The organism is Rouxiella aceris, from assembly GCF_012933545.1.
Taxonomy (GTDB): domain Bacteria; phylum Pseudomonadota; class Gammaproteobacteria; order Enterobacterales; family Enterobacteriaceae; genus Rouxiella; species Rouxiella aceris.
The window spans coordinates 274,947-288,924 of sequence record NZ_JAADJU010000008.1 but is presented as its reverse complement, the minus strand read 5'-3'; the positions used below and the strand labels follow the sequence as shown (position 1 = coordinate 288,924).

Genomic DNA, 13,978 nt, shown 5'->3' with positions numbered 1-13,978 from the left:
AAAGCTGTCATCTGATTTCTGATGTTCCCTTTGAGTATTGACCACTTTTGTGAATTAGCCATTCCACCGCTTCATTTGGTGCAATTTAATCTCGACAATTTGAAGTCGTACAGTATTTTCCACCATAAAATGAGCCGGTTACATTATCTCTTAGGGAGAAGAAAATTTGTCAGTAACTGGCAAAAGGCATCGGGATGAGAAATAAACGGCGCATGGGAAGCTTTGTCGACAATGGCCGAGGAGGAATTCGGCCACTGCGCATCCAGCAAGGGGGCGATTTTGCGCGGTACCAGACCGTCGAGCGCGCCGTAAATACGTAAAAAGGGCTGGGTCAGCTGTTGCATAGGTAACCGCAGATCCTGCTGTTCCAGGATGGTCAGCCCACCGTTAAGCACCTCGACCGGCGGCATTGGCAAATCCAGCACCATCGATTTCAGCAGCCTGGCATCCTGGCGAGCGCTTTCGCTGCCCAGCGTTTGCAAGGCCAAAAACCGCTCCACCGTGCGCTGAAAATCGTCACTCAGTTGTTGCTGAAAACCTTGCAATACTTCCGGACGGATCCCCGGCCAGGTCTCCTGGGCGGCAAAACAGGGAGAAGAGGCCACGGTGATCAGTTGCGTAACGCGCTGCGGGGCATCGAGCGCCGCCTGACTGGCCACCAGACCGCCCAGCGACCAGCCTAACCACACCGCCTTTTCTGGTGCGTGGGCTAAAATTTCCTGTGCCATTTGCGCCAGCGACAGCGCCGGATAGCCCTGACTGCGGCCATAACCGGGCAGGTCGACAAGGTGCAGGCGAAAATGCGAAACCAGTCGCTCGGCAATGTAACGCCAAACCTCGGCATTCAGCCCCCATCCGTGAAGCAACACAAGATCGCGAGAGCCTGCACCCAAAGTCTGCCAATAGAGGCGGTTCATACTGTAGTGTCCGTGGTTAGTGAAAATTAATCGCCCGCAGATAACCCTCAGGTTGCAGGCAAGCAGGCAGAATACCAGTAAGCGTGATAAATAAGGAACCAGCTCGATGTTCTCCCTCACTCTGGCCAGCCGATGTTGGTTATGTCATCAGCCGCTGCAACTGGCCCGACACGGCATATGCAGCCTGTGCGTCAGACAGCTGTCGCCGTTACCCCCCTGTTGCCCGCGCTGTGGTTTGCCCAGTGCACATCCGCGCACGCCCTGTGGTCGCTGTCTGTTAAACCCGCCACCGTGGCAATCGCTGATTTTTGCCAGCCCCTATCAGCCGCCGCTCAGTTCGCTGTTACTGCGCTTTAAATACGCCGCAGCACCCGAACTTGCCACCCCGCTGGCGCGACTGCTGCTGCTGCGTTGGCTGGCGCGCTGGCGGGCAGGCGAGGTGGTGCGACCTGAGGTGGTGCTCAGTATCCCGCTGCATCGGCAACGTTACCGGCAGCGTGGCTACAATCAGGCTGACTTGCTGGCCCGCCCGCTGGCAAAATGGATTGGCGGCCATTACAGGCCCCACGCCCTGCTGCGTCAGCGCGCCACGCCACCCCAGCAGCTATTGAGCGAGGCCGAACGGCGGCGTAATTTACACCGGGCTTTTCGCTGTATCCAGCCGCTGGCAGGTAAACATATTGCACTGCTCGATGATGTGGTTACCACCGGCAGCACAATTAGCGAAGTTAGTAACATACTGAATAAGCAGAAAATTGCTTCTTTACAGATTTGGTGTATTTGCCGCACCTTGTAGTAGCTCGGCGAAAGGGCGTATTATAACCAACTGGAGTAGTCAACTATTGAGCCCATGCTATGATCATTATTACCGATGCTGCCCAAGAGCACTTTGCCAAACTGCTGGCAAACCAGGAAGAAGGCACCCAGATCCGCGTATTTGTGATTAATCCAGGTACGCCGACTGCTGAATGCGGTGTTTCTTACTGTCCCCCTGATGCTGTAGAAGCCACGGATACCGAACTAACGTTCCCGCGGCTTTCGGCCTATGTCGATGAGTTAAGCGCGCCTTATCTGCAAGACGCAGAGATCGATTTCGTTACCGATCAGCTTGGTTCACAGCTGACACTGAAAGCGCCAAACGCCAAAATGCGCAAGGTCGCCGACGATGCCCCGCTGATGGAACGCGTTGAATATCAGTTACAGGCACAGATCAACCCGCAGCTCGCCAGCCACGGCGGTCGCGTATCGCTGATGGAAATTACCGAAGATGGCCTGGCCATTCTGCAATTCGGTGGCGGCTGTAACGGTTGTTCAATGGTCGATGTCACCCTGAAAGAAGGCATCGAAAAAGAGCTGCTGCAAATGTTCCCGGAACTGAAAGGCGTTCGTGATTTAACCGAACACCAACGCGGCGAGCACTCTTTCTACTAAGCCAGCCCTCTGCCCCCGGTAACGGAGGCAGAATAGAAGAAAAAAGGCCTTAACCGGCCTTTCAGACTGCTGACAAAGTCCGTTATTAGGGAGTGTGCACCGTTGGGGTCGTAGCGGGCTTGCCCGCCGGAGCGCCCCGGGGTGTGCTATGCCCGGGTATCTCGATCATCAAGACGACTTTGTCATCAAACTCAAAGGCCTTAACCGGCTTTTTTTCTGCGCCTGTCCAGATCTTTCAATAACCGATTAATCCACGGATCGTCAAACATCTCCTGCACAGTGCGGTTAAGCTTGCGTCGCCAGTTGGGGTATTCAGTATTGGTACCCGGCACATTCACCGGCGTATTCATATCCAGCCAATCCTCCGGTTGCAGTCCCAACAGTGCGCTGGCACTGTCCGCCAGATAACGTTGTAACCCACGATTGAGCACCGGCGTCATCGGCATTAATTCGGCATGGGTGCCTACACTCTTGGGCACACAGTGATGACGATGCAGGGCATCGAGCAATGCCTGACGGGTGCTGGCACGCTCCTGGCGCAAATGAGCCAGAATGGTCGCATCAGGATAGATACCCAGGGTTTCTCCCAGCGCCAAATCATCCGCCTGCCAATAGCCGCGCAGCGTTGGCAAATCGTGAGTGGTCACAGTGGCCATCGCCTGGGTAACATAATCCGCTGGCGCGCGATAAACCCGCTGCTTATCGTGCTCGAAATAGAGCACCTTATACGAGTACACGCCGCTGCTGCGCAGGCTGGCGACAATCTCTTTCGGTACTGTCCCCAGATCTTCGCCAATCACCATACATTGGTGCCGCTGACTTTCCAGCGCCAACACCGCCAACAGATCGTCGAGGGGATAACTGACATAAGCCCCCTGCCCGGCGTGTTCGTTTTCCGGGATCCACCATAAACGCAGCAGCCCCATAACATGGTCGATACGCAGTGCGCCGCAGTCGGCCATATTGGCGCGCAACAAATCAATAAACGGCTGATAGGCGCGTGCCCGCATCACATGGGGGTCGATAGGCGGCAATCCCCAGTTTTGCCCCTGTGGTCCAAGAATATCCGGTGGCGCACCCACCGTCGCCGCCAGACAATAGAGCCCCGGATCGCACCAGGTTTCGGCTCCGCCTGAGGCCACGCCCACCGCCAGATCCCGGTAGAGACCAATCGGCATCCCCAGCTTGCGGCTGGCCTGATAACAGTCGGCAAACTGACAGTGCGCCAGCCATTGCAGCCAAAGGTAAAAATTCACTTCATCCTGATAACGCTCACTGAATTCCATAACCTCGGGGCTTTGCGGATCACGATAAGGCGCCGGCCACACCGGCCAGCCCCATTGACCCAGCGCCATCTGATGCAAGTGCACATGCAACGCATCAAACAGCGCCTGCTGGCGCAGGCTTTCGCCGCCCAGTAACACAAAACTGTGGAAATCCCGTTTGCGCTGACTGGCTTCCGGCACCTCACAAAAGGTCGGCCAGGCCAGTTTTAACGCAGTCATTTTGAGCGTCATCACCTGCAGATAGTCAACATACTCGACGCTGCGCGCCCGATGCAGCGCCTCACGGGTGGCCGCCAGCTGCCACCAGCTCTGCGCCGATTCGCTGGCGGTAAACTCCTCTACGGCATTGACGTCAATATAGGTGATATTTAGCCAGCGACGTGAAGAGGGACTGTAAGGACTAACGCTAAGAGGATTGGCCGGATAGAGCGCATGGATGGGATTGAGCCCGACAAAGGCCCCGCCGTGCTGCGCCAGTTGCTGCACCATCTGTTTGAGATCGCCAAAATCCCCCACGCCCCAGTTATCTTCGGAACGCAGGGTATAGAGCTGCACACAAGCACCCCACAGTTTTTTGCCTTGCAACAGCATCTCTGGCTCATAACAGCGCGATGGTGCCACAATGATGCGACAGTCCCACTGCTGCTGCCCATCGCGCAGAGTAAGCTGGTGATAGCCCAACGGGCACTCGTCCCCCAGCGTCAAAGGTTGACCCCAGCGTCCGCCGCCCAGGGTGATATCGCCGTTTTCCAGCGTCAGTTGCCACTGGAAGGTCCCCTCACCCTGCGGCGTTAGCGTCAGCGACTGGCCGGTTATAAAAACAATAACCGGCGGCAGCGCAGTTGTTGCGGGCGCGGGTCCATCGCGCCCCATCACCTGCAATAACGCCTTTTTACTTTCTGGCGAAACTAACTGAACCTCGTCAACCATATTGATAAAACTGCCGAGAATACCTGCCCGCTGTGCTGCCTGTTCGAGTTGCTCGCCGTCCATGCCTGCTCCTTAGCGTTTCGCCTGCCAAATACGCTGCTGGTAATCACGAATAGAACGGTCCGCACTAAACATGCCGACGCGGGCGGTGTTTAGCAGCGTACAGCGGGTCCATGCGTCACGATCGCGATACAGCTGGTCTACGCGAGCCTGTGCCTGGCAGTATTCGGCAAAATCTGCCAACACCAGATAGGGATCGCCGCCCGCCAACAGACTATGCAGCATCAAATCGAAGGCTTTCTTGTCACCCTGGCTGTAATAACCGCTGGCCAATTCATCAAGCACCCGTTTGAGCTGTTTATCCTTTTTCAGCCAGGTTTTAGGTTTGTAGCCCTTTTTCAGCAGCGCTTTCACCTGATCGACGGTATGGCCAAAGATGACGATATTTTCCTCACCCACCTGCTCGGCGATTTCGACATTGGCACCGTCCAGCGTGCCGATGGTCAGCGCACCATTAAGGGCCAGCTTCATATTGCCGGTTCCCGAGGCTTCTTTACCGGCGGTCGAAATCTGTTCCGAGACGTCTGCCGCCGGGATCATCAGTTCCGCTACCGATACGCTGTAGTCGGGAATAAATACCACTTTCAGACGATCGGCGACGATCGGATCGTTATTGATCTTCTCCGCCACCTGATTGATCGCATAGATAATGTTTTTGGCCAGATAGTAGCCGGGCGCCGCTTTAGCCCCAAACAGGAATACGCGAGGCACAATATCCAGCGCCGGGTTATCGCGGATTTGCTGGTAGAGGGCAACAATATGCAGCAGGTTCAGGTGCTGGCGTTTGTATTCGTGCAGGCGTTTGATTTGCACATCAAAAATCGCATCGGGATTGAGAGTGATACCCATATGCTGTTTAACGTAATCTGCCAGGCGCACTTTATTGTCATGCTTGATTTGGCGATAACGTTTGCAGAATTTTTTATCTTTAATCTGGTCTTCCAGTCCCTTAAGCGCATCAAGGTTGGTGACCCATTCGGTTTTCAGTGTCTCGTCAAGCAAGGTGGCCAGTGCCGGATTACACTGCTTTAACCAGCGTCTTGGCGTGATGCCATTGGTGACATTGTGAAACTTGTTCGGCCATAACTGATGATATTCCGGGAACAGATCCTTCACCACCAGATCGGAATGCAGCGCCGCCACGCCGTTAACCGCAAACCCCGCCACCACGCAGAGATTGGCCATCCGCACCTGTTTGTCATAATGCACGGCCAGCCGGGACCAGACGGCTTCGTCACCCGGCCACTGTTTTGCCACCAGTTTCTTAAAGTTGCTATTAATTTGTTTGATAATGGCAAAATGGCGCGGCAACAGACTACGCACCAGCTTTTCATCCCAGGTTTCCAGCGCTTCCGGCATCAGGGTATGGTTGGTATAGGCAAAAGTGCGGCTGGTGATCTGCCAGGCGTCATCCCAGCTCAGTTGATGTTCGTCGATCAGCACCCGCAGCATTTCCGGAATGGCGATGGTCGGATGGGTATCATTAAGCTGGATCACTTCGTAATCTGGCAGCTCGCTGATGGCGCGGCCCAGGAAATGATGACGACGTAAAATATCGGCCACCGAGCAGGCGCACTGGAAATATTGCTGCATCAGGCGCAGGCGTTTACCTTCCTGATGGTTATCGTTGGGATACAGCACCTTGGTCAGTTTGGCGGCATCAATGCCCTGCTGTTCGGCCTGCAGGAATTTGCCGTCATTGAATTTTTGCAGATCAAACGGATGCAGATGGCGAGCTTCCCACAGACGCAAAGGTTGCGAGACGCCGTTACCGTAGCCAATCACCGGCAGATCCCAGGCTTCGCCGCGCAGGGTAAACTCGGGCTGCCAGCGTGATTTTCCGTCTTCGTCTTTAATGATTTTACCGCCCACCCCAACGTCTACCGCCAGCGCGCTATTGTGGCGAAACCAGGGATAGTCATTACGATGCCAGTCATCCGGCGACTCATGCTGTTTACCGCCAACAAAACTCTGACGGAACAGGCCGTACTGGTAGTTGAGACCATAGCCAATCGCCGGCTGGCCAACGGAAGCCATGGCATCGAGATAACAGGCTGCCAGCCTGCCCAGGCCCCCGTTGCCCAGCGCCGGATCAATCTCCTCTTCAAGCAGATTGCCGAGATTGATATCAAATTTTTCCAGCGCCTTGGCCACCTGGTCATACCAACCCAGATTCATCAGGTTATTGCCGGTCAGACGACCTACCAGAAACTCCATCGAAATATAGTTCACATGGCGTTTAACCTGGGCGCTACCCTTGCCGCTGTCGGGCCGCGGCGGCAGTTGTTCCGCCACCGCCGCACTGACGGCATGCCACCATTGATGCAACGTCATATCCTGAGCGGAAGTCAGTCCGAAGGCTTGCCACTGACGGGTCAAGGCAGCCAGAAAATTCTCCTGCTTAAAAATAGGCTTTGGCATAGGGCAATCTCTTTCCTTTAAGTTGGGTAAGTTACCGCTAGCTGGCGTTTTTCAGCTCAGGGCGGAATAACACCAGCGATTGACCGGGAGGAAAATGGCAATAAAACGTGATCCCTGACACTTATATATATAAACCCTATAGCGAAAAAATGCTCATCGGCAATCAGGCTAAAAATCCTGATATCGCCTTGGGTTAAGGGAAAACGGCGGTGTTATGCCTCAGGGATAGCGACGTTTATTGACCACAGATTAACAATTTTAGGTAAAAGCCACAGGGAATACCGGGTCTTGTCTGGCAAAGAATTGGTTACACTGAGATCAAATCATCATTAACCAGGGTTTCACGTCATTACGGGGCAAAAGCAGCATGGATCAGTTTGAAACAATCAGCGTTGAGCAGGCACATCATCACCTGAAAGAAAATGCAGCGGTTATGGTCGATATCCGAGATATTCAGAGCTTTAACGCCGCCCATGCTGCGGGTGCCTTGCATTTAAGCAACGAAAATATCAGCACCTTTATGCAGCAGACCGATGCCATGACGCCGGTGCTGGTGATGTGCTATCACGGCATCAGCAGCCGCAACGCCGCACAGTTTCTGTTAAGCCAGGGATTTGACGCGGTTTATAGCATTGATGGTGGCTTTGAAGCCTGGTCGAAAACGTTTCCGCAGGAGATTGAAGCCTGAGGCATCACCTTATGGATGGATGCATAACGCCCCCTGGATCAGGGGGCGTCGGTAGATCAGGATTTCTGCATGGTGACTAAAATGGGTTTTTTCACAAATAACCCGTAACTTAATGCTCCCAGCATCAGCAGACCCGCGCCAAGGAAGAACACATTGGTGAACTGTCCGGTGGCATCGAGAATAATGCCGGTAACAATCGGAGCACAGGCGGCACCGAGGAAACCACCAAAGTTCTGAATTGCCCCCATCGACGCCACCTGTTCTTTTGGCGCAATGTCGGAAGCCAACGTCCAGATCACGCCCTGTGGCAACTGCGAAAAGAAATAGCCGACAGAAAGCAACGCAATACTCAGTGTGGTGCTATGCACAAACGGAATTGGCGCCACAAAACAGGCAGCCAGCGCCGCGCCCATCACAATCGGCACCTTGCGCGCGGTAATGGTATGCACACCGCGACGAATCAAACGGTCGGACAAGGTGCCGCCGCAGAGCACGCCCATGATCCCGGCGAGGAATGGAATTGCCGCCAGCCAGCCGGTTTGTTTCAGACTGAAGCCCAGGGATTTTTCCAGATAACTTGGCAACCAGGTCAGATAGACCCAGATGGTAAACATAATCGAAAAGTTACCGATGACCATAAACCAGGTTGTGTTATGTTTGAACAGCGCGCCCCAGCTGGCCTTATTATTTGCCGATACGTCCTTGACCGACTGCTGCACCAACTGCGAGTTGGCGTGAATGACTTTTTCTTCGCGCGGCGTCGGATTGCGGTAGAACTTCAGCCATACCAGCAACAGGGGGATCCCTGCCAGACCAATGGCGATAAACATGCCGCGCCAGCCCAGGGTCAGCAGTAATATCGTCAGGATCGGCGGCGCAATGGCGTTGGCAATCTGCGAACCGGTATTAATAATTGAGGTAGGCAGCGCCCGCTCTTTGTCCGAGAACCAGCGGTGCGTGATTTTGATACCGGAGGTAAAGAACGGTGACTCGGAGATACCGAGCAGAATGCGCAGGGCATAAAACATCGGATAGCCGTTTACAAAACCGGCCAGCACGGTAAAGGTTGACCAAAAACCGACCCCGCAGGAGAACATCTTTTTGGGACCAAAGCGGTCAACCAGCCAGCCGGCGGGCAAATTTGCCAGCGCATAAGGCCATAAAAATGCTGACAGCAGCAAGCCCATTTCTGTCGAAGTAAAACCAAACTCTTTGGCAATGGTGGTATTGGCAATACTTAAATTGGCGCGATCGAGATAGTTAATGATCGCCGCCATTAATAAAATAAAGATAATGCCCCAGCGCAAACGTGAAACAGGCGGAGCGGTTTTTTCCAGGGTAACATGCAGGGGAGAAGTAGTGTCTTTCATCATTTTAATTATCCACTATTGGTTATTCATAATTAAGCCATGATCAAACAGGCTCAGGTGAATTTTAATCACAGCTTTACGAATAAAAGACTCACCATGGGTATGACAGCAGGGACGATGTAAATCCTGCGGAAAGAAAACGGCAAACATACCCGGCACTAAATGAATTAGCGATTCATTTTTGGTGTGCTGATAAAACACAATATCGTGTTTCTCGGCACGGTCCTCTACCACCTGATGATCGGCGGCACCGCGCGCCACACCTATGGTTTCCTCGCCTTGCAACAGAAATTGAATATCAACAAACTTAAAATGAGACTCAGCTCTCATTTCATTAGCGGGTAGCGTGTTCATTTCCTGATAGAGACAAAACATTTTCTCAGGAATAATGTCATATTTCCCCGGTGACAAGGTGGAAAAGTCAGTTTGAGTAATAAACTCAATACCTTTATTAATAATTGGATGGAAAGCGTTTTTTTCGTTTTCCCAATCACGTAAGCAGCATACGATCATGTTGAATAATCCTTTTATATTTAGTTATACCGAGAGTGTAGGGTGACAACATCAGGCAATTAACCGTAGTAAACTGACGGGTAATTATTTAACAATCGGCTCAGGCTATTCAAAAAATACAGGCGCACCGCGCGCCTGCGCTCAAGGTTAATCAACTAACGGCTTAAAGTGCCGCGATTTTTTTCTGCCAGATTTCAGTGCCACGGTGAATTTGATCCAGCAGCACGGTTAACCCCCAGAATTTTTCCAGCACGTTGTCTTTATTTACCCGGCAGAATTCACTGTCGAAAGTTCCCAGACGCTGATGGTAGATCTTGGCATTTTTCGGGTAGCCAAGGGTCTCGGTCACGGCACCTAGTGACAGGAAAATCGCCAGTTCCTCGGCCAGTTTTGGCTGGCTGCTGGCGTGATGGTATAACCAGCTGTACAGCTCGGGATGGAAATTGGTAAACACCCCGCTGAAGCCTTTGGACCCTGCCAGCATGGCTGGATAGGCAATGGCCGCATTGGCATTAATAATATTCAGTGGCGTATGAGCTACCAGTTGCACACGACGGGTGACAGTGGCCAGATCGCAACTCACATCTTTGAGCACCACAAAGCGACCGCTATTGGCGCAGTAGGTCAGCTCTTCATCGCTCAGCAGGCGGCGATAAGGCGCCGGGCACTCGTAGAGACCCAATGGCATTGACTCCGGCAAGGCGCTCAGCACCTGATCCAGGGTGGCAAAGAAGGCGGCAGTACCCTGGTTTTTTGGGTCGAGATGGTTGGTGACCAATACCAACGCATCAATGCCGGTTTTTGCCATCGCGTTCAGTTCGCCAATTTGTTCGTGGATATCATCGCTGATATGACCAGAGGCAATCACCGGGATGCGGCCGGCCACTTTTTCCACCACAAACTGGGCCAGCTCGACGCGTTCTTTGAGACTCAGGTATTGCATTTCGCTCGACTGGCAGACGGCAAACAGCGCATCCACGCCCTTTTGCAGATACCAGTCGATCAGCTTGCCCAGGCCCGCATAGTCAATATGATTATCAGCGGTGAAAGGGGTTAACATCACCGGAACAATACCTTCAATCTTCTTCATAAATACTCCTCATCGTGCCTGTAAAACAGCAGACGGAAACGATTACGCAGCCGCTGCGAATAAATCGCGCAAAACTGAAACGGCTACCACAAAAAAAGTTTTCACTTAGCGCTGCGCCAGACGCGCAATCACCTGAGCGTTATCGGGCATATTGGCCGCGCCTTCCCGCTCAACCGAGAGCGAAGCAAACGCCGAGGCGTAAGTGGCGGCCTGCGCCAGACTCTGCCCCTTGGCAATGCTGGCGGCCAATGCGCCGTTAAAGGCATCACCCGCACCAGTGGTATCGACGCTTAGCGCCGCAAACGCCGGAATATGCTGGAACTGAGTACCGTCGAGGATCAACGCACCGCGTGAGCCCATGGTAATAATCACCCGCTGGGCACCCTGGCTGACAATGCGCTGCGCCGCTTCTTTGGCACTGGCCAGATCCTGCACGTCGATCCCCGAAAGCTGCGAAGCCTCGGTCTCGTTTGGCGTGATCACATCAACGTATTCCAGGCATTCAAGGGCATGACTGGAAAAAGGTGCCGGATTAAGAATAACTTTGACGCCCAATGCCTTGGCCAGCTTCATTGCGCTTAGCGTGGCGGCAAAGTTGTTTTCCAACTGCACCAATAACACCTCGGAATCCTCCAACTCGGTGGCTATCGCCGCCACTTCATCCTCACTGATGGTTTTATTAGCACCGGAATAAATGGCAATCATGTTCTCGCCCTTTTCCTGCGAGACATAAATGATGGCGTTACCGGTTGGCTCCGTTTCCGACTGGTAGAGGGTAAACGAATGGATCTCTGAGGAGCTCAGGTGGTCATAGGCAAACTGGCTAAACTGATCCTTGCCCACTTTGGAAACAAAATGCACTTTGGCACCGGCGCGGCTGGCGGCAGTGGCCTGATTAGAGCCTTTACCGCCTGGTCCCAGAGTGCTGTCGAGCGCCAGCAGGGATTCGCCGCCTTTGGGAAAGCGTTCAACCTTGGCGACAATATCGACGTTGAATGAACCCAGAATGCAGACCTTACCTTTCATGTTTTTTCCTTTTTGCTGCCCGGCCTGCTTTCTTTTCTGGCTTTGCAGTCGTTTCAGTAACACTTCAAAATTGTCGCCGGTGTCGGTAATCAGCTTTGACTGCAAACTGCGGCGGATCACCATGGCACCACCGTGACAACGCTGAACCAGCTTTTCGGCCGCCAGCGCATTAAGATCGCTGCGGATGGTTTCTCTGGTTACACTAAACAGGGCGGAAAGAGACTCCACCGTCATGCTTTCGTACTTATCCAGATGCTCAAGGATCTGCTGTCGACGCTGTTCAAGAAACATATGTCCCCCACCTCTTCTATTCTCAGAATAAAGCCCGCAACCTAATTAAAGAGTGATACTGCTCATAGCTTGACCGGCGAAACGGAAGTAAACAAAAATTAACGTAGAGGATGAGATCAGGCTTCAGGAAACGACGTATTTCTCTGGCATACAGCGGACGCCGCTGACGTTATAATCAATTATTGCTCAGCCGGGCAGCGGCACGGCCCGGATGATAGAATGAGACGTAAACTTTAAAATCAAATAATTACGGGACCCATGGAACCACTATGATCAGAATTATTAGCCTGCCAAACCCGCGCATTGCGCAGGCGTTTGTCGACTATATGGCAACATATGGGGTCCAGTTACAGGTCAAATCCGACGGACAAGAAGTGCAAATTTGGCTGGAAGATGAGTCAAAGCTGCATCAGGTTGAACAACAACTGACCCTTTTTCTTGAAGATCCCCTGCATGCCCGCTATCAGGCAGCCAGTTGGGAAACCGGTAAAACCGACACTCATCTGCGCTATCAGCACTACTCCTACTGGCAGCGTATTCGCAGCCAGGCAGGGCCGCTGACCATGATAGTGATGGTCCTCTGCATCCTGGTCTATCTCGCTCAGCAGATCTACGGTGACCAACGAGTGATGACCTGGCTGTCATGGCCCGCCGATCGCCATCAGTATGTGCAGCTTTGGCGCTGGTTTAGCCCGGCGTTTTTGCATTTTTCATTGCTGCATATTCTGTTTAACCTGTTGTGGTGGTGGTATCTCGGCGGCCCGGTAGAAAAACGCCTTGGCAGCGGCAAGCTCTTCACCATTGCGCTTATCTCGGCGTTGCTCAGCGGTTGGGGACAGTCGCTTTTCAGCGGGATTTATTTTGGTGGTCTGTCTGGCGTAGTTTATGCGCTGATGGGCTACGTCTGGCTAACCGGCGAGCTTAAACCTGAACGTCAGCTTGCGCTGCCCAGGGGCCTGATGGTGTTCTCCCTCGCCTGGCTGGTATTGGGATATTTTAATGTGATGGGTCTGGCCATCGCCAACGCAGCCCATGTGTTTGGTCTGGTTGTCGGTCTTGTCATGGCATTTTGCGATACGCGCACGCCGCGTAAAGCACGCAATTAGGGGATTAGGGTGAAACAAATGCAGCGTCATGACGCTATCGTCGAGCTGGTGCGCCAGCAGAGTTATGTCAGCACCGAAGAGCTGGTGGAGCATTTTGCCGTCAGCCCGCAAACTATCCGCCGCGACCTTAACGATCTGGCAGAGCAGAATAAAATTCATCGTCATCACGGTGGGGCCGCACTGCCTTCCAGCTCGGTGAATACCGCCTATAACGAACGAAAAATCATGTGGTCGGAGGAAAAGGCGCGTATTGCCGCCCGCGTGGCCAGCCAAATCCCCGACGGTGCGACGCTGTTTATCGATATCGGCACTACGCCGGAGGCGGTGGCCCACGCGCTGCTCAATCACAAGAATTTGCGCATCGTCACCAACAACCTGAATGTTGCCACCCTGCTGACCGCCAAAGAAGACTTCCGTATCTTGCTGGCGGGCGGGGAAGTTCGCAGCCGCGACGGTGGCATTATGGGTGAAGCCACCATCGATTTTATCTCTCAGTTCCGCCTCGATTTTGGCATTCTTGGCATTAGCGGTATTGATATGGATGGCTCATTACTGGAGTTTGATTATCATGAAGCGCGCATCAAACGCGCGATTATTGAAAACTCGCGCAACGTTATGCTGGTGGTCGACCATTCCAAATTTGGACGCAATGCCATGGTCAACCTCGGCAATATGAGCCTGATCGATGCCATGTTTACCGATCAACAACCGCCAGAAAGCGTGATGGCGCTGATTAATAAGCACGAGGTGCAACTCGAGCTCTGCTAGATCCTGCCTTGGCGGCGGTGTTAACGTCTTTACGTGACGCCGCCGGCTTGATCATCAAAGGTTATCTCCCCCCTTATTCTT

General features: G+C 53.2%; 12 protein-coding genes. 5 read left to right on the top strand and 7 right to left on the bottom strand.

Annotation, left to right across the window (positions count from 1 at the left end; translation table 11 throughout):
• Positions 1-143: 143 nt before the first annotated feature.
• Positions 144-917 (bottom strand): pimeloyl-ACP methyl ester esterase BioH, encoded by a 774-nt coding sequence (bioH, locus tag GW590_RS16380; RefSeq protein WP_169404128.1) that lies wholly within the window; start codon positions 915-917, stop codon positions 144-146.
• A 106-nt stretch (positions 918-1,023) separates the two neighbouring features.
• On the opposite strand from bioH, the gene gntX reads away from it, so the two are divergent.
• Positions 1,024-1,713: a DNA utilization protein GntX gene (gntX, locus tag GW590_RS16375; protein ID WP_169404127.1), complete on the top strand. Its 690-nt coding sequence runs from the start codon at positions 1,024-1,026 to the stop codon at positions 1,711-1,713.
• A 59-nt stretch (positions 1,714-1,772) separates the two neighbouring features.
• The gene (gene nfuA / locus GW590_RS16370) at positions 1,773-2,348 is read left to right on the top strand and encodes a Fe-S biogenesis protein NfuA (protein WP_169404126.1); all 576 of its coding nucleotides are present in this window, start codon (positions 1,773-1,775) and stop codon (positions 2,346-2,348) included.
• A 200-nt stretch (positions 2,349-2,548) separates the two neighbouring features.
• Here nfuA and malQ read toward each other — a convergent pair whose 3' ends face one another.
• Together malQ and malP are read right to left on the bottom strand one after the other, a co-directional pair.
• A complete protein-coding gene (gene malQ, locus GW590_RS16365) occupies positions 2,549-4,627 on the bottom strand; it encodes a 4-alpha-glucanotransferase (protein ID WP_169404125.1) in 2,079 nt (692 codons plus the stop codon).
• A gap of 9 nt (positions 4,628-4,636) precedes the next feature.
• Complete coding sequence (gene malP / locus GW590_RS16360; RefSeq protein ID WP_169404124.1) at positions 4,637-7,045, bottom strand: maltodextrin phosphorylase; 2,409 nt, start codon at positions 7,043-7,045, stop codon at positions 4,637-4,639.
• A 367-nt stretch (positions 7,046-7,412) separates the two neighbouring features.
• Here malP and glpE point away from each other — a divergent pair, with 367 nt between their 5' ends.
• Positions 7,413-7,733, top strand: coding sequence for a thiosulfate sulfurtransferase GlpE (gene glpE, locus GW590_RS16355; protein WP_169404123.1), 321 nt, complete (start codon positions 7,413-7,415; stop codon positions 7,731-7,733).
• 56 nt (positions 7,734-7,789) lie between these two features.
• On the opposite strand, the gene GW590_RS16350 is transcribed toward glpE, so the two are convergent.
• From GW590_RS16350 to rbsK, 4 genes are all read right to left on the bottom strand, one after another.
• On the bottom strand, positions 7,790-9,103 hold the full coding sequence (locus GW590_RS16350) for an MFS transporter (RefSeq protein ID WP_408014944.1): 1,314 nt from the start codon (positions 9,101-9,103) through the stop codon (positions 7,790-7,792).
• Positions 9,104-9,118: 15 nt separating this feature from the next.
• Positions 9,119-9,616, bottom strand: a complete 498-nt coding sequence (locus GW590_RS16345) for a YhcH/YjgK/YiaL family protein (RefSeq protein ID WP_169404121.1) — start codon at positions 9,614-9,616, stop codon at positions 9,119-9,121.
• 163 nt (positions 9,617-9,779) lie between these two features.
• The gene (locus tag GW590_RS16340; RefSeq protein ID WP_169404120.1) at positions 9,780-10,706 is read right to left on the bottom strand and encodes a dihydrodipicolinate synthase family protein; all 927 of its coding nucleotides are present in this window, start codon (positions 10,704-10,706) and stop codon (positions 9,780-9,782) included.
• Positions 10,707-10,811: 105 nt separating this feature from the next.
• A complete protein-coding gene (gene rbsK / locus GW590_RS16335; protein WP_169404119.1) occupies positions 10,812-12,023 on the bottom strand; it encodes a ribokinase in 1,212 nt (403 codons plus the stop codon).
• Between the two features lie 269 nt (positions 12,024-12,292).
• On the opposite strand from rbsK, the gene glpG reads away from it, so the two are divergent.
• On the top strand, positions 12,293-13,129 hold the full coding sequence (glpG, locus tag GW590_RS16330; RefSeq protein WP_169404118.1) for a rhomboid family intramembrane serine protease GlpG: 837 nt from the start codon (positions 12,293-12,295) through the stop codon (positions 13,127-13,129).
• Positions 13,130-13,138: 9 nt separating this feature from the next.
• Positions 13,139-13,897 carry a DeoR/GlpR family transcriptional regulator gene (locus tag GW590_RS16325; protein WP_169404117.1) on the top strand — a complete coding sequence of 253 codons (759 nt, stop codon included), beginning with the start codon at positions 13,139-13,141 and terminating at the stop codon, positions 13,895-13,897.
• Positions 13,898-13,978 lie beyond the last annotated feature (81 nt).

Excerpts from the sequence above, each read along its gene's own strand:
- rbsK (WP_169404119.1), bottom strand. The coding sequence starts at position 12,023 with ATGTTTCTTGAACAGCGTCGACAGCAGATCCTTGAGCATCTGGATAAG.
- malP (WP_169404124.1), bottom strand. The coding sequence starts at position 7,045 with ATGCCAAAGCCTATTTTTAAGCAGGAGAATTTTCTGGCTGCCTTGACC.
- gntX (WP_169404127.1), top strand. The coding sequence starts at position 1,024 with ATGTTCTCCCTCACTCTGGCCAGCCGATGTTGGTTATGTCATCAGCCG.
- nfuA (WP_169404126.1), top strand. The coding sequence starts at position 1,773 with ATGATCATTATTACCGATGCTGCCCAAGAGCACTTTGCCAAACTGCTG.
- GW590_RS16350 (WP_408014944.1), bottom strand. The coding sequence starts at position 9,103 with ATGAAAGACACTACTTCTCCCCTGCATGTTACCCTGGAAAAAACCGCT.
- bioH (WP_169404128.1), bottom strand. The coding sequence starts at position 917 with ATGAACCGCCTCTATTGGCAGACTTTGGGTGCAGGCTCTCGCGATCTT.
- GW590_RS16340 (WP_169404120.1), bottom strand. The coding sequence starts at position 10,706 with ATGAAGAAGATTGAAGGTATTGTTCCGGTGATGTTAACCCCTTTCACC.
- malQ (WP_169404125.1), bottom strand. The coding sequence starts at position 4,627 with ATGGACGGCGAGCAACTCGAACAGGCAGCACAGCGGGCAGGTATTCTC.
- glpE (WP_169404123.1), top strand. The coding sequence starts at position 7,413 with ATGGATCAGTTTGAAACAATCAGCGTTGAGCAGGCACATCATCACCTG.
- glpG (WP_169404118.1), top strand. The coding sequence starts at position 12,293 with ATGATCAGAATTATTAGCCTGCCAAACCCGCGCATTGCGCAGGCGTTT.
- GW590_RS16345 (WP_169404121.1), bottom strand. The coding sequence starts at position 9,616 with ATGATCGTATGCTGCTTACGTGATTGGGAAAACGAAAAAAACGCTTTC.